The sequence below is a fragment of the Nostocoides japonicum T1-X7 genome (genome assembly GCF_001046855.1).
Lineage (GTDB): Bacteria > Actinomycetota > Actinomycetes > Actinomycetales > Dermatophilaceae > Nostocoides > Nostocoides japonicum.
Genome location: NZ_HF570958.1, coordinates 1,802,225 through 1,818,164, shown reverse-complemented (window position 1 = coordinate 1,818,164; position 15,940 = coordinate 1,802,225). Strand labels below are relative to the sequence as shown.

General features: G+C 70.3%; 16 protein-coding genes. 9 read left to right on the top strand and 7 right to left on the bottom strand.

What is annotated here, in order from left to right:
* The 4 genes from BN12_RS08160 to BN12_RS08145 all read left to right on the top strand — a co-directional run.
* On the top strand, positions 1-1,337 hold a 1,337-nt coding region (locus BN12_RS08160; protein ID WP_048551570.1), incomplete at its 5' end, for a hypothetical protein.
* Positions 1,338-1,405: 68 nt separating this feature from the next.
* Entirely contained in the window at positions 1,406-2,059 is a 654-nt protein-coding gene (locus tag BN12_RS08155; RefSeq protein ID WP_048551569.1) for a hemerythrin domain-containing protein, read from the top strand.
* Entirely contained in the window at positions 2,056-3,027 is a 972-nt protein-coding gene (locus BN12_RS08150; RefSeq protein ID WP_048551567.1) for a hemerythrin, read from the top strand. Before BN12_RS08155 ends, BN12_RS08150 begins: the two co-directional genes overlap by 4 nt.
* Positions 3,028-3,137: 110 nt before the next feature.
* Positions 3,138-3,833: a hypothetical protein gene (locus tag BN12_RS08145; RefSeq protein ID WP_048551565.1), complete on the top strand. Its 696-nt coding sequence runs from the start codon at positions 3,138-3,140 to the stop codon at positions 3,831-3,833.
* A 391-nt stretch (positions 3,834-4,224) separates the two neighbouring features.
* Here BN12_RS08145 and BN12_RS08140 read toward each other — a convergent pair whose 3' ends face one another.
* Complete coding sequence (locus tag BN12_RS08140) at positions 4,225-5,589, bottom strand: DHA2 family efflux MFS transporter permease subunit (protein WP_200901172.1); 1,365 nt, start codon at positions 5,587-5,589, stop codon at positions 4,225-4,227.
* A gap of 29 nt (positions 5,590-5,618) precedes the next feature.
* On the bottom strand, positions 5,619-6,131 hold the full coding sequence (locus BN12_RS08135; protein ID WP_048551559.1) for a PadR family transcriptional regulator: 513 nt from the start codon (positions 6,129-6,131) through the stop codon (positions 5,619-5,621).
* Between the two features lie 110 nt (positions 6,132-6,241).
* On the opposite strand from BN12_RS08135, the gene BN12_RS08130 reads away from it, so the two are divergent.
* The 4 genes from BN12_RS08130 to BN12_RS08115 all read left to right on the top strand — a co-directional run bounded on the left by BN12_RS08130 (position 6,242) and on the right by BN12_RS08115 (position 9,945).
* Positions 6,242-8,623, top strand: a complete 2,382-nt coding sequence (locus BN12_RS08130; RefSeq protein ID WP_048556131.1) for a molybdopterin oxidoreductase family protein — start codon at positions 6,242-6,244, stop codon at positions 8,621-8,623.
* Positions 8,624-8,626: 3 nt separating this feature from the next.
* The gene (locus tag BN12_RS08125; RefSeq protein WP_048551557.1) at positions 8,627-9,085 is read left to right on the top strand and encodes a hypothetical protein; all 459 of its coding nucleotides are present in this window, start codon (positions 8,627-8,629) and stop codon (positions 9,083-9,085) included.
* Between the two features lie 59 nt (positions 9,086-9,144).
* Positions 9,145-9,357 (top strand): hypervirulence associated TUDOR domain-containing protein, encoded by a 213-nt coding sequence (locus BN12_RS08120; RefSeq protein ID WP_048551555.1) that lies wholly within the window; start codon positions 9,145-9,147, stop codon positions 9,355-9,357.
* Positions 9,358-9,438: 81 nt separating this feature from the next.
* On the top strand, positions 9,439-9,945 hold the full coding sequence (locus BN12_RS08115) for a DUF488 domain-containing protein (protein WP_235432345.1): 507 nt from the start codon (positions 9,439-9,441) through the stop codon (positions 9,943-9,945).
* A 53-nt stretch (positions 9,946-9,998) separates the two neighbouring features.
* Here the strand turns inward: BN12_RS08115 and BN12_RS08110 are convergent, their stop codons facing one another.
* Entirely contained in the window at positions 9,999-10,946 is a 948-nt protein-coding gene (locus BN12_RS08110; protein ID WP_235432344.1) for an alpha/beta fold hydrolase, read from the bottom strand.
* On the opposite strand from BN12_RS08110, the gene BN12_RS08105 reads away from it, so the two are divergent.
* A complete protein-coding gene (locus BN12_RS08105; RefSeq protein ID WP_048551545.1) occupies positions 10,945-11,499 on the top strand; it encodes a TetR/AcrR family transcriptional regulator in 555 nt (184 codons plus the stop codon). The two genes, BN12_RS08110 and BN12_RS08105, sit on opposite strands and share 2 nt — an antisense overlap.
* A gap of 28 nt (positions 11,500-11,527) precedes the next feature.
* Here BN12_RS08105 and BN12_RS08100 read toward each other — a convergent pair whose 3' ends face one another.
* From BN12_RS08100 to BN12_RS08085, 4 genes are all read right to left on the bottom strand, one after another.
* Positions 11,528-12,334 (bottom strand): YggS family pyridoxal phosphate-dependent enzyme, encoded by an 807-nt coding sequence (locus tag BN12_RS08100; RefSeq protein WP_048551543.1) that lies wholly within the window; start codon positions 12,332-12,334, stop codon positions 11,528-11,530.
* 3 nt (positions 12,335-12,337) lie between these two features.
* Entirely contained in the window at positions 12,338-13,618 is a 1,281-nt protein-coding gene (locus BN12_RS08095) for a glycosyltransferase (protein ID WP_048551541.1), read from the bottom strand.
* An 18-nt stretch (positions 13,619-13,636) separates the two neighbouring features.
* The gene (locus BN12_RS08090; protein ID WP_048551539.1) at positions 13,637-14,263 is read right to left on the bottom strand and encodes a TetR/AcrR family transcriptional regulator; all 627 of its coding nucleotides are present in this window, start codon (positions 14,261-14,263) and stop codon (positions 13,637-13,639) included.
* Positions 14,264-14,357: 94 nt separating this feature from the next.
* Complete coding sequence (locus BN12_RS08085; RefSeq protein WP_235432332.1) at positions 14,358-15,641, bottom strand: IS110 family RNA-guided transposase; 1,284 nt, start codon at positions 15,639-15,641, stop codon at positions 14,358-14,360.
* Positions 15,642-15,940 lie beyond the last annotated feature (299 nt).

The window sequence follows — 15,940 nt, the reverse complement described above, 5'->3', positions numbered from 1 at the left end:
CAGCCGCCGACGCGTGCGTCGACGCGGCGGCCGTGGCCCGGGCGCGTCACGCACCCGAAGAGGCCGTCGTGCTGTGCCAGGAGGCGGTCGCCGCCGGCGAGCTGGCCGGGTTGGGTGGCCGGCGACGGGCCGGGGTGTTGCTGGAGCTGGCCAGGTCCCTCTATGCCGGTGCACGCTACGACGAGGCGACAGCTGTGGGGATGCAGGTGCTGGACCAGGTTCGCGATCCGGCGTTGGTGGTGCAGGTGGTGGACACCATGCTCGCCGATCCGCAGTGGATCTCCTTCTCCTACGACACCGATGTCAGCATGATCGACCACAGGTTGCGGCAGGCCCTCGCCGCCCTTCCCGCAGGATCGTCGGCCTGGGCGCTCGGGGAGGCCTGCCGCGGTGTGCTCCTCGGCGCCAGTGGTGGCGACGGAGACATCGATGCGGTGACCGGCGGGGCGGTGCGGGCGGCCCGTGCGCAGGACGACCCCCAGCTGCTCATCCGGGCGGTCCAGCTGCGGCTCATCGCATTGCGCGGACCCGACGTCATCACCGAACGCGCGGACACCGCCCGGCTGCTGCGGTCGCTGCCGGGCCTGCCGCCCGCCCTGGCCCTGGTCGCGGAGCTCAACGTGGTGAGTCACCAGGTGGAGTGCGGTGATGTGGCCGCCGCCGCCGGCCGGTCGGTGGAGTTGGAGGAGCGAGCCGAGGAGCTGCGCGATCCGACGCTGCTGCGCCAGACCCGCTACGTGCGGGTGGCCTTGGCGATGTTCGAGGGCCGGTACGAGGACGCGGCGGCCGACCTTGCGGCGGTGGTGGCTCGGACGCCGACCGCGAGCCGGCACTACTTCCAGGCCGCCGAGGCGGGCATCCACGCGCAGGTGGCCTACGAGCAGGGCGCGCTGGCGGGGTTCGCGCCGTTCCTCGAGCGGGTCTATGACGAGACCGGCATACCGGGCTTCGGGTATGCCCTGGGGATGGCACTCGTCGATACCGACCCGGACCGCGCCCGCTCGCTCCTGCTGCGGACGCCGGAGCCCCCGCGGGACTACTCCTGGGTGACCGCCACGGTGGTCCGCAACCACCTGGCGATCCTGCTCGGTGAGCTCGACCACGTCCGCCGGTGCCGCGAGCTGCTCGCACCGTTCAGAGGCGGGCTGGTGGTGACCGGCACCTGTCTGGGCATCTACGGCGCCTACGACGGCCACCTCGGTGAGGCCGCGCTCGCCCTCGGCGACCATGCCACGGCGCGCACCGAACTGGGCGCTGCAGTCGAGCTCCTGCAGCGCGCCGGGGCGACGTACTGGCTGCGCCGCGCCCGCGAGGCGCTGGCCCGCTGCGACATGTAGCGCCCGTATAGGGGATCCGAAGCGCGCGGCGCGACGGTGGTGTCTCCACCAACCGTGAGGAGTACACCATGATCACCGACGACGACCTCACCGGTGTGCGTACCGTGCACGCCGGCCTACGGGCGGAGTTCGGCAGGCTGGCCGACGTCTTCGCGCAGCCGCGGGACCCGGCGCACGCCGACCTGCTCGAGGAGCAGCTGGCTCTGGTGCTGGCGCTCCTGCACGACCACCACCGCCATGAGGACGACCACCTCTGGCCCTTGCTGCTCGGCGGTGTGCCGTCCAGCAAGGCCGAGCTCGACGAGCTCGAGGTCGAGCACGGGGAGCTCGATCCGCTGATCGCCGCGGTCGCGGACAGCACTCGGCCGCGGGACGAGCGCGCGCTGGCCCTGGCCGAGCTCCAGCTGTTCCTGCGCCGACACGTGGACCACGAGGAGCGGGTCGCGTTCCCGTTGATGCTGCGGGTGCTCACCCCTGAACACCTGGCCGCCGATCGGCGGAAGGCGGTGGCGGACTTCCGGCGCCACGGAGTGGCGCTGGTGTTCGGTTGGCTCGCGTCGTGCCTCGACGACGACTTGCTCGCGAAGTCCATGGCCGAGCAGCCCCTGCTGGTCAGAGTGCTGTTCCGGTTGTTCTGGTGGCCGTCCTACCAGCGGCGCTTCCGCGAGCTGTACGGCACGGCCGCCACCGTCCCCGCGAGCGCATTGAGCGGTGCGCGGTGAGTGCCGTGGAGGGGGTTTGGCCAGCCGAGCTCGACGGGGTGTTCGACCGCACGTTGACGTGTGAATACGCCTCGCTCACCCGCGACCTGCGACCGATCACCTGGGCGGTGACCCCGTACCGGGGCGAGCGCAGCCTGGACGTGTCCACCGGGCTGAGCTACCCCGACAAGGCGGAGCGGGCCCGGAGAAATCCTCAGGTGGCGCTCCTGTTCTCCGATCCCACCGGATGCCCGTCGGCGACCACATCGGTGGTCCTGGTCCGGGGCCACGCCCGGGTGCGCGATGCAGACCTCCAGGCGAACACCGACCGCTACGTGCGGGAGTCGCTCGCCAAGACCTCGGGGATGAATGCCACGCCATGGGTCCTGAGGCGACGGATGAGTTGGTACTTCTCCCGCATCTGGATCGAGGTCTGGCCCGAGAGCATGCTGTGGTGGCCCGGTGGCGACCTCGAGGCGGAGCCGTTGCGCTGGGATGGAGGGCCGCTGACGGTGGCGCCGTCGGATCCGGCGCCCGTTGGGAAGCGCTCGTCCGGTCGACTGCGACCCCCTGTCGACTGGCGACCGTTCGCGGACCGGGCACAGGGACTCGGTGCGCCGGTGCTGACCACCGTCGCGAACGGATCGCCGCTGCCGCTGCGCACCAGAGGCGTGCGTCGCACCGCGGACGGCTTCCGCGTGGAACTTCCGGCGGGCGTCGCGGCGGTCGACGGGCCGGCCTGTCTGACGTTCCACCGAGTCGGCCCGGGACTGGAGTGGCAGGAGAACGTCGTCCTGGTCGGACGGGCCAGCGTCCAGGGAGCCAGCGCAGAGGTGACCGTCGAACGAGCGCTCAACGACTGGAGCCTCGCGGGGTCCCGTTGGCAGCGAATGCGGGCCTTCACCGGTCCAGGGCGGTCCTTGCGCCGGCGGTTGGCCCACGAGGCAGCTCGTCGGGGTCAACCCGTCCCGACCGTGCGGCGTGCGTGACCGGACGCCGTCGGCGGGTCACGAGAGATCGGACCGTCATGTCCACCGCGACCACCGCATCCAGCGATCCCCATCCATCAGTTCCACGCTCACCACACCGGAGGAAATCCATGTCCACGTTCACCGCGCCGATGACGTCGACGGTCCAGGCCGTCGACGGCGACCGCGCCACCAGGATCAGCGCCGGCTTCGGCCTGGCATACGCACTCTGCCAGCTCATCGTCATGATCGGATTCAGCGTCCTGGTGCTGCCGAAGGGCGGCAGTATTGGCGAGGACCCGCTCCACTGGGGGAACGACGTCCTGGGCGCCGGAGCCTGGTACCGGGTCGGGAACTATCTGCTCATCCTGTCCGGCATGCTCCTGCTCGGGTTCCTCGGAGCGGTCCACGCCAGGCTGCGCCAGACCGATCCTTCCGGAGTCCTCGCCACCATCGCCGTCGGAGCCGGGATCCTGCTGTCGCTGCTGTGGCCCCTCGCGGCGGTCCTGCACGATGTCGCCCTCGACATCGCCGACACGGGAGCGGATGTTCGGATGCTGGCCGGCTGGGACTCGGTCGCGCCGTACTCGCTGGCCCTCTCGGCGCTCCCCCGGCTCTTCTTCGTCGCGGCGATCGTGGCGGGACTGCGGCGTGCCGGCGAGGCGCCCTGGGCGCGGCGCATCGGGATCGTGGTGCTCCCGGTGAGCGCGCTCGGCTCGGCCACCCTGCTCACCGGGGCAGCGTTCCCCGTTCTGGCGCTCAGCACATTGGCCACCGAGCTGTGGATCGGCGCCGTCGCCGTGCGCTGGATGAGGTCGGCCCGTTGACCACGCCCGAACATGCCTCGGAGCCGATGCTCGGCGGCGTCGACGATGTGGCGAGGATTCCGCTGGCCTGGGTGGGTCCGGACCGTGCGGAAGGCGTGACGACCGGGCTCGTGGCTGTTGCGCGGCCATGCGTCAGTCGTGACCGCATGCTTGACGCGGCAGGCCCGACGTTCGTCGTCGAGCGTGAGTGCATCGACCTGGCGAGCCTGCTGGCGGCGGTGCGGTCCGGGGTCGGGCTGACCGCTCTGCCCGCGCGGGCTCGTCTGACCCCGGGCCTGCATCGCCTCAGTGGGTCCGATGAACGCGGAGGCGTGCCATGGACTCGCGGAGGCTCGATGGCCCGCATGAGTATGCGACCCCGCATACTCGTCGTGCCTCTCCCGAGTCGGAGTCACGACGTCGGACGTACGGGCACTCCGTCGCTCCGCGGAGTGCGTGGAAGGAATGCGGAGCAGACGGTTGCGACGCCTGCCAGCGCGGCGACGGTGACCGCGACGTCATGGAGAGCGGTGACGGGTCCGGCGCTGGTGCTCTCGGCCGTGAAGAGGCCCGCGAGCAGACCGATGCCGAGTGACGCGGCGATGCGCTGCACGACGTTGAAGACGGTGTTCGCGTCGGCCTGTTCGTCGGGGCGGAGGTGCAGGTTGACGACGGTCAGGAGCGGAGTGATGACGAGTCCGATGGCGGCCGATCGTGCGGCGAGGACCATCGAGGTGAGCCACAGGGAGGTGCCGGAGTCGACGGCGAGCAGGCCGAGGCTCGCGGCAAGGAGGACCGCGAAGCCGATGAGGACGGTGCGGCGCACCCCGATACGGTCGGCGATCTGCTGGCCGACCACCGTGCCGAGGCCGGTGAGGATGCCTTGCGGCAGGAGGGCGATCCCGGCCATCAGCGCCGTGTAGCCCTGGACCTGTTGGAGGAACACGGGCAGCAGGAAGAGGATCGACCATGCCGCGACCGAGGCGGCTGCGCACAGACCGAAGGAGAGCGCGGCGCCACGGTCTCGAAAGATGCGGAGGTCGAGGGCCGGCTGTGCCACATGGCGAGCGTGCGCCACGTAGCCGATGAGGAGGAGCGCCCCGACTCCCAGGGGCAGCCACGAGACGGACTGGGACCACGTGCCGCTCTCGCCCCGGTCGAGGCCGAGGAGCAGGCCGAACAGGCCGAGGGCCAGGAGGGCGAGGCCGAAGGTGTCGAGCCGGGCGCCTGGCCGCGGTCCGGGCGCGATGCCGGTGGGGATGGCGCGGGCCGCGAGCACCGCGAGGAGGCCGACCGGCAGGTTGACGAGGAAGATGGATCGCCATCCGAAGGTGCCGATGAGCAGACCGCCGAGGCTCGGGCCGAGGGCGGGCCCGAGGAACAGCAGCATTCCCGCGAGCGGAGAGATGTTTTGCGATGCTCCGCTCGAGCCCATGAGCATGCTCATCGCCAGCGGCACGAGCGTCGCGCCGGTGAGACCTTGCAGGATTCGGGCCGCGACCAGCAGGTCGATCGTCGGGGCCAGCGCGCACAAGGCGGACGCGATCGTGAAGGCGAGCATGCCTGTCGTGTAGACACCCAGGGTGCCGAACCGCCGCGCCAGGAACGAGGTCGACGCCAGGCCGGTGCCGAGGGCGAGCAGGTATCCGCTCGTCACCCACTGCACATCCTGAAGGCTCGCGCCCATCTCCTTCGCGATCGGCGCGATCGCCACGTTGACGATGCTGGAGTCCAGCATCGACATCAGCGGACCAGCCAGCAGCGCATACTGCGGCACCGCACCGAGTCTGGTTGCGGCAGAGGTCGTCACGCCTTCGCGGCCTCCGCCCGTAGCCCGTTCAGCCAGCGCAGCTCCGCGTCGATCCGGTGGCGGAGACGTGTGATGACGGCCGAGCTCCAGGAGTCCCCCGATGCGCGATCCGCGAGGGCGGTGAGCCGTGCCAGGTCCGTCGTGAGGGCGGCGGAGCGGGCATCGAGGATTGCGGCCCGCTCCGCGGGCTCGAGGAAGCCGAATTGCCCGAGGCGGGTGAAGAACTCCATGTCGTCCCCGGCCTGCGCGGCGGGAAGCTCCGCGATGAGGTCGTGAAGCAGTTCGCGACCGACGTCGGTCAACTCGTAGACGTGGCGCGGCGGCTTCGACACATGCTGTTCCACGGTCATCGTCACGGCCCCGGCCTCGACGAAGCGCTTCAGTGCCGGGTACAGCGAGTTGTTGTTGATGACGACGCCGGTGGTCTCCTCGATCCGCTTGCGCAGTTCGTACCCGTGCGCCGGCCGACGTGACAGGTGGCGCAGGATGAGGATCTCAGGATACGGCATACTAGGTTAGACTAACTTAGTATGCAGCGGCTGGGAATAGCCTGGGGGTGACGAATGCCTGGTGCGCCTCGGTTCACTGGGCGTGCCGATGGAGTCGGGGAGTGACGCCGATGGTGCTCGAGGACAGGATCAGTGACATCTGGGGAGCGCGGAACCCGTTCGCGTCCGGTGGGGTGTGGCCCGACCGGGTGGACCAGTTCCTCGTCGACGGGGTCGAGGAGTCCGATGTCGAGACGTGGGTGCGCGGGGCGTGCCTGTTGTGCAGCAACGGGTGCGGGCTGGAGGTCGCCGTCTCGGGCGGCCGGATGGTCGGGGTCCGGGGTCGCGCCGAGGACCGGATCAACCACGGCCGGCTGGGACCCAAGGGGCTCTACGGATGGCAGGGTGAGCAGTCCGGGCGGCTCACGACGCCGTTGATCCGGCGCGGCGGCGAGCTGGTGGAGACGGACTGGGAGACGGCGATGGGCGCGATCGTGGAGCGGTCCGCGGCGCTGTTGGCGGAGAGGGGGCCGCTGTCACACGGGTTCTACACCTCGGGCCAGCTGATGATCGAGGAGTATTACACGCTGGCCGTGATCGGGAAGGCCGGGATCGGCACCCCGCACATGGACGGCAACACCCGATTGTGCACCGCGACGGCCTCGGCGGCGTTCCAGGAGAGCTTCGGCACGGACGGGCAGCCGAGCTCGTACACCGACATCGACAGCTGTGATGCGCTGTTCCTGTTCGGGCACAACGTCGCCGAGACCCAGACGGTGCTGTGGGCGCGGATGCTGGACCGGCTGGACGGGCCGGAGCCGCCACGGCTGGTATGCGTGGATCCGCGCCGGACGAACGTCGCCGAACGCGCGAGTGTGCATCTGCCGATCCGCAACGGCACGAATCTGGCGCTGATGAACGCGATGGTGCACGAGCTCATCGCGACAGACGCGATCGATCACGACTACGTCGCAGAGCACACGGCCGGGCTGGAGGACCTGGAACGGCTGACTGCGGAGGCGACACCCGAATGGGCTGCCGAGATCTGTGGTGTGCCGGCAGCAGACATCCGCCGGGCCGTGGAGATCTTCGCCACCAGCGACCGGGTGGTCTCCACGTGTTCGATGGGCTTCTACCAATCGCATCAGGCGACCGCGGCGTCCTGTCAGGTGAACAACCTGCACCTGCTGCGCGGGATGCTGGGCCGGCCCGGTGCCGGCATCCTGCAGATGAACGGGCAGCCGTCGGCGGAGAACAACCGGGAGGCCGGCTGCGGCGCCGCACTGCCGGGATTCCGCAACTGGAACAACCCCGAGCACGTGGCCGAGCTGGCCGAGCTGTGGAATGTCGACCCGATCGTGATCCCGCACTGGACGCCGCCGACGAATGCGAATCAGATCTTCCGGTATGCCGAGCAGGGCTCGATCGGGTTCCTGTGGATCGCGGGCACGAACCCGGCGGTATCGATGCCGGAGCTTGCCCGCATCCGGTCGATCCTCGGTGGGGAGCAGTGCTTCGTCGTCGTCTCCGACGGGTACCTGACCGAGACCGCCCAGCTGGCCGACGTCGTGTTGCCCGCGGCGCTCTGGGCGGAGAAGACCGGCACCTACACGAACGTCGACCGCACGGTTCACCTGCAGGAGAAGGCGGTCGATCCGCCGGGACAGGCGCGCAGCGACCTCGACATCTGGGTCGACTACGCCCGCCGCCTGGACCTGCGCGACAAGGACGGCCGCCCGCTGCCGCCATGGGACACCCCCGAGGCCGCCTTCGAGGGGTGGAAGGCGTGCAGCGCGGGTCGCCCGTGCGACTACTCCGGGCTCACCTACGCCCAGCTCCACGAGATCGGTGGCATTCAGTGGCCCGTCACCACCGATACGCCGGAGGGGACCGAGCGCCTGTACGTCGACGGTGTCTTCGCCACCACCGCCGAGTATTGCGAGACCTGGGGTCACGATCTGACGACCGGCTCACCCGTCGCCGAGGCCGACTTCCGGGCCGCACGGTTCGAGGGGCGCGCGATCTTGAAGACCGCGCCGTACGAGCCCGCGTTCGAGACCCCCGATGAGGAGTATCCGCTGCGGCTGACGACCGGGCGCACCGTCTACCACTTCCACACTCGGACGAAGACGAGCCGGACCGTCCAGTTGAACGACGCGGCACCGGAGGTGTGGGTCGAACTGTCCCAGCCCGACGCGTTCCGGCTCGGGATCAGCGAGGGCGACCTGGTGCGGGTGAGCTCCCGACGCGGGCACATCGACGCGCCCGCCCGGATCTCGCATGTCCGTGACGGGGTGGTCTTCGCCCCCTGGCACTACGGGAGTCAGGCGGTCACGGCCGCGAACGAGCTGACGCTGAGCGCATGGGATCCGGTGTCCAAGCAGCCCGAGTTCAAGGTCGCCGCCGTCAACGTGCGCCGACTGCGCGCCGGGGAAGGGCCGGCGCCCGCACCGACCATCACCGCGTCGGCGCCCGTCACGCCGCTCGTGCGCGTGACGGGGAGGGAGCGCTGAACGATGCACCTGCCGCGCTACCTCGCCATGCTCGTCGACACCGAACGGGCCCTGGCCGACGCCTACGTTGCCATGTCGGCCGGTCACCGTGCGGATGCCGACGTCACCTTCACCTGCGCTTCGTTCGCGCGCCAGGCCACCGCGCACGCCGCGGAACTGGCGGCGACGGTCGAGGACCGTTACCCGTCCACGGGCGACGGACCGGACCGACTGCGCCCGGCCCCGTTCACGACGACGCGGACCGGCGCGGTCGGTCTGCTGCGTGACCTTGCCGAGCTGCATCAACTGGCTGTCTTCGCCGAGACGACCTGGGAGTTGGTCGAACAGGTCGGCTACGGGCTTCGGGACCGCGAGCTCATCGCCATCGCCTCCCGGCGCTCCACCGGCCTCGGCGTGCAGGTGGCCTGGATGAGGACGCGGATGAAGGCCGAAGCCGCGCAGGCCCTGCTGGTCGCAACGTGACCCGGATCCTCTCCCGGACCCGACGACGACCGGCATCGAGATTCGACGGAAGATGGGCCATGAGTGACGAATTCGGCGTCGGCGACCACGTTCGCTGGAACTCCGAGGCAGGAGTGGTGTCGGGCGTGATCGTTGCCGTACACACCCACGACATCCCCTACAAGGGCCACATGCACCGATGCACTCCGGACGATCCGCAATACGAGATCAAGAGCGACAGGACCGAACACGTCGCCTTGCACAGGGGTGCCGTGCTGCACAGGGTCGGTTGACTCGTCTCTCCGGTGAACGAGCCATGCGAGATCTGGACCATCGGCCACTGGACGTGCCCGATCCCCGTCTTCCTGGCGCTCTTGGACGCGCACGGCGTCGAGCTCCTCGCCGATGTGCGTGCCCACCCGGGCTCCCGTCGCAACCCTCAGTTCGGCAGCGACGCACTGTCCAAGTGGCTACCGGACAATGGCATCGACTACCTGTGGGTGACGGCACTGGGTGGGCGGCGGCCTCGTCAGGACGTCGATCCGAGCATCAACGCCGGATGGCGGAACGCCAGTTTCAAGAACTACGCCGACTACACGCTCGGTGACGAATACCGCCGTGGCATCGATGAGCTCACCACCATCGCCCGCACCCGTCGTGTTGCGATCATGTGCGGCGAGCCGATGCCGTGGCGGTGCCACCGCCTGCTCATCGCCAACACCCTCGCCGCACAGGGGTGGACGGTCTGTCACCTGATCTCCGGTGGCGACACCCGTCGGCACGTGTTGGGCCAGTGGGGCGCGGCGCCGTCGGTCGACGACGACGGCCAGGTGACCTATCCCGACCGGTCTGAGGAACGAGCGCCGAGCGCGCGTTCCTGACTCGTCACACAGCCGCCATCGTCATCCCACCGACGTCGATCCGCCCCAGCGCCTCACCCAGCTCGGACTCGCCGGAACCAGTCGAGCGCGAGATCGGCGACGGCAGAGGGAGCGTCGTCGGTGATGAAATGCGCTGCGTCGTCGACGTATGCGAACTCGACGCGGTCGGCATACCGCTCGGGGTCGCGGCAGATCCGGCCCATCAGCTCTTCGGTCGTGGGATGGTCGTGGCGGCCGAAGACGACGAGTGTCGGCACGGTGAGCCGTCGCCGGCGGTAGACCCCACGCACCATCCGCATCGCCTCGGGCAGGAGCATGCGGCGGCAGAGCGGACGGACCGCGCCGTCGATGTCGGGTCTGCCCATCGGGGCGAGGTGGGCGTCGACGGTCGCCTCGGACATCGGGCGGGCGGCATACCGCTCGGAGAAGATGCCGCGCAGCGAGGCGCCCGGACGGTGCCAGATCAACGGGGGCAGATGCTGGAAGGCCGGGTAGAGCCGCGGGCTGAGCGTGAGGAAGCCCGGCCACACGGACAGCTGCACCGCGGTCCGGATCCGCTCGGGATGGTCGTAGGTCAGCTGCATGGCCGTGATGACGCCCATGTCGTGGGAGACCAGGTGGGCGCGCTCGATGCGCAGGGCGTCGAAGAGGGCGAGGAGGTCGCGGAGCCGGGTCTCGCGATCGATGCTCGGATCCTCGGCCACGGTCCATCCGGCCCCGCGCAGGTCGGGACAGATGATGCGGTAGCCGGCGTCCGCGATGAGAGGGGCGACGACGTGCCACTGCCACCAGTGCTCGGGGAACCCGTGCAGGAGCACGACCGGTTCGCCCGTGCCGATCGCGGCGACGTGCGTCCGCAGGCCGGGGGTCTCGACGACGACGTGGTCGAAGCCGGGGGCCACGGGCAGGGGAGGCGACCAGGCGATGATGGAGGTGGACATGGCGACCTTCTTCGTCTTGGCACTATGTTCATAGTAGATCTGTGGGAAAGGGATGTCCATGCCTGCCGCCACCCGGGAACGCGGACTCGAGGCGGCCGTCGAGCTGCTCGGCGCCGAGGGCGTGCGCGCCCTGACCCACGCGCGCATCGACGAACGAGCCGGCCTCCCGCCCGGTTCGACGTCGAACTGGTTCCGGACGCGTCGGGCGCTGCTCGGTGGAGTCGTCGACTGGATCGCCGAGCACGAGCGCGCCGACCTCGCCCCGGGTGCGTTGCCGGCGATCTCGGGAGTCGACGAGCTGATCGCCGGCTGGTGCGCGATGATCACGCTGCAGGGCGGGCGCTTCGCCACGCGCACGCGTGCGCGTTATGCCCTCTTCCTCGAGCTGTCAGGCGACGTCGAGCTCGGCGAGCCGCTGCGGCGGCAACGCCGCCAGTTCGAGGAGTGGACCGAGCGGATCGTCGTCGACGTCGGCATCGCCGACCCCGGGCCCGCGACCCGGGCCCTCATGGCGCTCAGCGACGGCCTTCTCCTCCACCTGCTCACGGTCGACCCCGGCCTCGATCCGCGCCCGGTCATCGATCGCGCCGTGCGCGCACTCGCGGGGTCCTGACCCGACGTGCGGCCGTCGGCTCCGTCGGTCAGGAGGACGCCGGTGTTCCGGAGGGGGTCGCGTCGGGCCAGTAGAAGGAGTCGGGCGTGGCACGGGCGCCGAAGATGGCTTGCCCGACGCGGACGATGGTGGCCCCTTCCTCGATGGCCGTCTCATAGTCGCCGGACATCCCCATCGACAGGTCGCCGGGCCCGATGAGGTCGGGGCCGATGCTCCGCATCCGGTCGCGCAGGGTCCGCAGCAGCGCGAAACAGGTTCGCACGCGCTCGGTGTCGGAGGTGAACAGCGCGAGCGTCATCAGGCCCCGCACCCGCAACGAGGAGTAGTCGCGCAGGGCGGCGAGGAAGGCCGGGAGCTCGTCGGGGTGGATGCCGTACTTCTGCGGCTCGGCGGAGGTGTTGACCTGCACGAAGACATCCAGCTCGCGTCCCGCGACGTCGAGGCGACGATCGAGCGCTCCGGCGACGCGGAGGCTGTCGAGGGCGTGGAACTCGGTCGCGTAGGCGGCGACGTCGCGGGCCTTGTTCGTCTGGAGATGCCCGATGATCGACCACGACACGTCGAGGTCCGCCAGTGCGCGATGTTTGCGCGTGGCCTCCTGGACCTTGTTCTCGCCGAACTCGTGCAGTCCCGCGCGCACGGCGAGGCGGATCCGGTCCTCCGAGACGGTCTTGCTGACCGGCAGGAGCCGCACCGCGCTCGGCGCACCGCTGGATCGCTCGGAGGCTGCGGCGATGCGGGCGCGGACCGCGGCGATGGTACGGACGAAGTCCTCGACGGTCCGGGCGGTCGGGTACGGCTCCGTGCCGGCTGTCGGCTGGTTCGAGTTCGACATGGGTCAATGGTCCCGCGGATGCGGCCTCGCCCCACCGGTGCGGGCGGCGCCATGGACCGCCAGGTCGACCTCGTCGCAGCCGTCCTCTCGCGCCATCCGCAAGGAGATCTCGCGCGCCCGCGGCTCGAGGGCCAGGGCCGCGAGGACCGCCCGGGTCAGGCTCTCCGCGGTGAGGGTCCGCATACGCAGGGGTGGGGGAGCGATTCCCGCGGTCTGGGCGCGTCCCGCCCACCACGACTGGTCCCCGCCCAGGGGAATGACGACCTGGGGAGTACCCGCCCGCGCCGCGGCATGGAGCGTTCCGGCGCCGCCGTGGTGGACCACCACCGACATCCGGGGAAAGAGTGCGTCGTGAGGCGTATGGCCGATGACCCGGAGGTTCGGTCCGGGAGGGAGATCGATCCCGGACCATCCTGGGGAGAACAGGACACGGTGGGTCCGCGCCAGGCCGAGGACCGCGGCACGGACCCTCCCGGGATCCCGCACGGTCATCGACCCGAACCCGACGGACACCGGTGCCGGCCCCTCCTCCAGGAAGGCGAGGAGCTCGGGGTCCAGACCGTCGACGGGCGACCGGGTCGGATCCCGGGGTTCCCTCAGCTCCCCGACGACCCGGGCCACCGGGGGCCAGTCGCGCGGGGTGGGCAGCAGGGTCGGTGAGGCGGCGCACAAGGTGGGGTGGTCGTCGAAGCGCAGGCGCGGCATACCCACCCCCCACTCCCTGCACAGCGGCCGCAGCCGGTGGCCGAACGCCGTCCACAGCAGGTGCTGGATGAGGGAGTGCGTGGGCCGGTTGAGGACGCGCGGCACCGGGAGCAGCGCGAGGGGAGAGGAGAACTCCCGCGTCGGCACGATGGGGAACATCGTCACGCCGACGAACGGTCGACGCGCCGCCCGGGCGGCGATGTGGCAGGCCTGTGCGCCGAGGCCCGAGCCGACGACGACATCCGAGTCCTCGGCGGCCTGCCGTGTCTGCCGTGCCCAGTCGCCGAGGTGGTGCCGGGCCATTCCCAAGGTGGGGTCGCCGTGCCCTTTCGACGTCGCGCGGGCGGCCCGCAGGTCACCCGCGAGAGGGTATGCGGCGAGCCCACGGTCGCGTGCCCGTCCCGCGCCGTCGGCCTCGAGCAACAGGGTCACCCGGTCGCCGTGCGCCTGCATCCGGGCGGCCAGCGCGATGAGAGGAGCGCTGTCGCCCTCGCTCCCGTAGCTCGACATGACGACGCGGAGGGGACGCCCGCCCTCGCGCGCGTCCTCCCGTGGGGTGCCGTCGCGCTCGGTGTTCACCCACCCGACAGTAGCCAGTCAGGCGAACAGCGCCCGGATCTGACCGGTGATCCAGCGCTCGTACGCCGGACGGGACCAGCCGCGGCATACAACGAGGCGATGGTAGGTGTCGGGTGCCATGAGCAGCCACAGCTGGTCCTGCGCGCGGCGGCGCGTCGGGATCGGCTTCGCTCCCAGCCGCGCGAGCAGGTGGCCGGCGCCGACATGGCGCTCGGCCTCGGCCGTCCTCCACAGCTCGGCCACGGCCGGGTCGCTCCCCGATGCGCCGCGGATGACCTCGTGCACGTCGTGGTAGCGGGCGTTGACGGCCGTGATGTGCCGGGCGGTGAGCGCGACCGCGCGGTCCAGGTCGCCGGCCGCGGCGATGGCGGCGACGTCCTCACGGTCGGTCACCGTGCGCGGCTCGTCGTCACCGGCCATGGTCACGTCGCGCACGACCTTGAGCAGGGTCGCCTTGTTGCCGACGGCGGTGAAGACGGTCGGCTTGCTGACTCCCGCGCGCTCGGCCACCTCCTCGATCGTCGTGCTGCCGTAGCCCTGTGCGACGAAGAGCTCGTGGGCAGCGCGCAGCACCGCCGCCCGCGACGCCTGGGCCTGTTCGGCCCGTAGTGGCGAGTGGTAGCGGCGTTTCTTGACGTCCGTCACAGCGGCAGCCTACCCTTGACATATTCGTTAGATACTCAGTCAACTCAAATTATCGATGACGTGACAGAACGGGGGACCCATGAGAAGCCCTATGTCAAGCCGCCTCGGTTTGGGTTTTGAGGAGGCGTTGGAGTGCTTGGTGGTTTTGGGGGTTGTAGGCGAGGTGGTCTTGCCAGCAGTGCCAGATGATGGTGAGCCAGGCTCGGGCCAGGATGCGGGCGGCGTGGGCGTGGTCGTGTCCACGTGTTCGGGCGCGGTTGTAGAGGTCGGCGGCCCAGGGGTTGGCGTGCCGGGAGTCGGCGGCGAAGTCGATGACGGCGTCGCGCAGTTGCTTGTCGCAGGACCAGCGGAACCCGACGACGCGGCTCTTGCCGGACTGGCGGGTCGAGGGTGCGGCGCCGGCGAGGCAGGCCAGCGATTCGGGGGTGGGGAAGCGGGCTCGGCAGTCGCCGATCTCGGCCAGGAGGCGCGCGGCGCGCACGGTGCCGGATCGGGGCAGGCTGGTGAAGATGTGGGCGTCGGCGTGCGTGTCGAGTTGGTGGCCGATCTGGGTGGAGAGGGTTTTGATCTGCTCGACCAGGGTCTGCAGCAGCGCGACGTAGCTGGCGGTGATGGCCGCCTGGCTGGCGGCGTACTCGCCGGTGGCGCCGCGGGGGGCGTCCAGGAGGCGTTGGTGCAGGACGGCAGGGTCGACCTTGCCGGAGTAGCCCTGCTTGGCCAGCCAGTCGCCGAGGCGTTTGGGCGTGAGCCAGTCGATGCGGTCTTGGGTGTCGAATCTGGTCAGGAACGCCAGAGAGATCTCGGAGTCGATGTCTTTGAAGAGTCCTACGGCGCCGGGCAGGATGTTGCGCAGGTGAGCGCGGAGCTGGTTGGCTGCCGCGACGCGGTGTTTGACCAAGTCCTTGCGGGCCCGGCACGCACGACGCAGCGCGGTGGTGGCCTGGGTGTCCGGGACCAGGGGCCGCAGCCGGGCTCGGTCGGTGCGCAGGGTGTCAGCCAGGACATAGGCGTCGAACCGGTCGTCCTTGTTACCGGCCGAGCCGTAGCGGCCGCGCAGGTTCTTGACCTGGTTCGGGGAGATCACTACCACGGTCAGGCCGGCGCCGAGCAGGGCATCGACCACGGGACCGTCAGGACGTTCGATGGCGACCTCGCCGACGCCATGACGGCCCAGGAACCCGATCAGGTCCCGCAGGCCGGCGCTGGTGTGGGGGGTCAACGTTGCCGCGGCCTGTCGGCCACGGCCATCGACGATGCATGCGGCGTGGTCATCACGTGCCCAGTCGATGCCGGCGGTCACGTCGTTGGCCGCGAACTCCGGCAGGCAGCCGGTACCGGTGGACGGTTCACTACTTCGGGCGTTGCTGGCAGACTTCACGTCAGCCTCCTCGCTGCTAGACCCAGTGGGGAGGCACCCTCATCTCTCGATGGCTCGGGTGGCCACGGTGCCGAGACGTGCCTGCCGGTTCGCTCACTGATCGGCACTCGCAACCAGGAATCCTGGTCTTGGTGCGCAGCCCTATCGACGGTCCACACGTCCCGGGCAACCCCCAGATCCTGCACATCTCATGGTGGACGTCATCGGCGTCAAGCGAGCAGGGCAGTGACCTGGCGGCACCCGGGGTGCATCGACGCTCCATCTGAGAACGCCGACATCAGGAAGGTAGACCAGTGAGC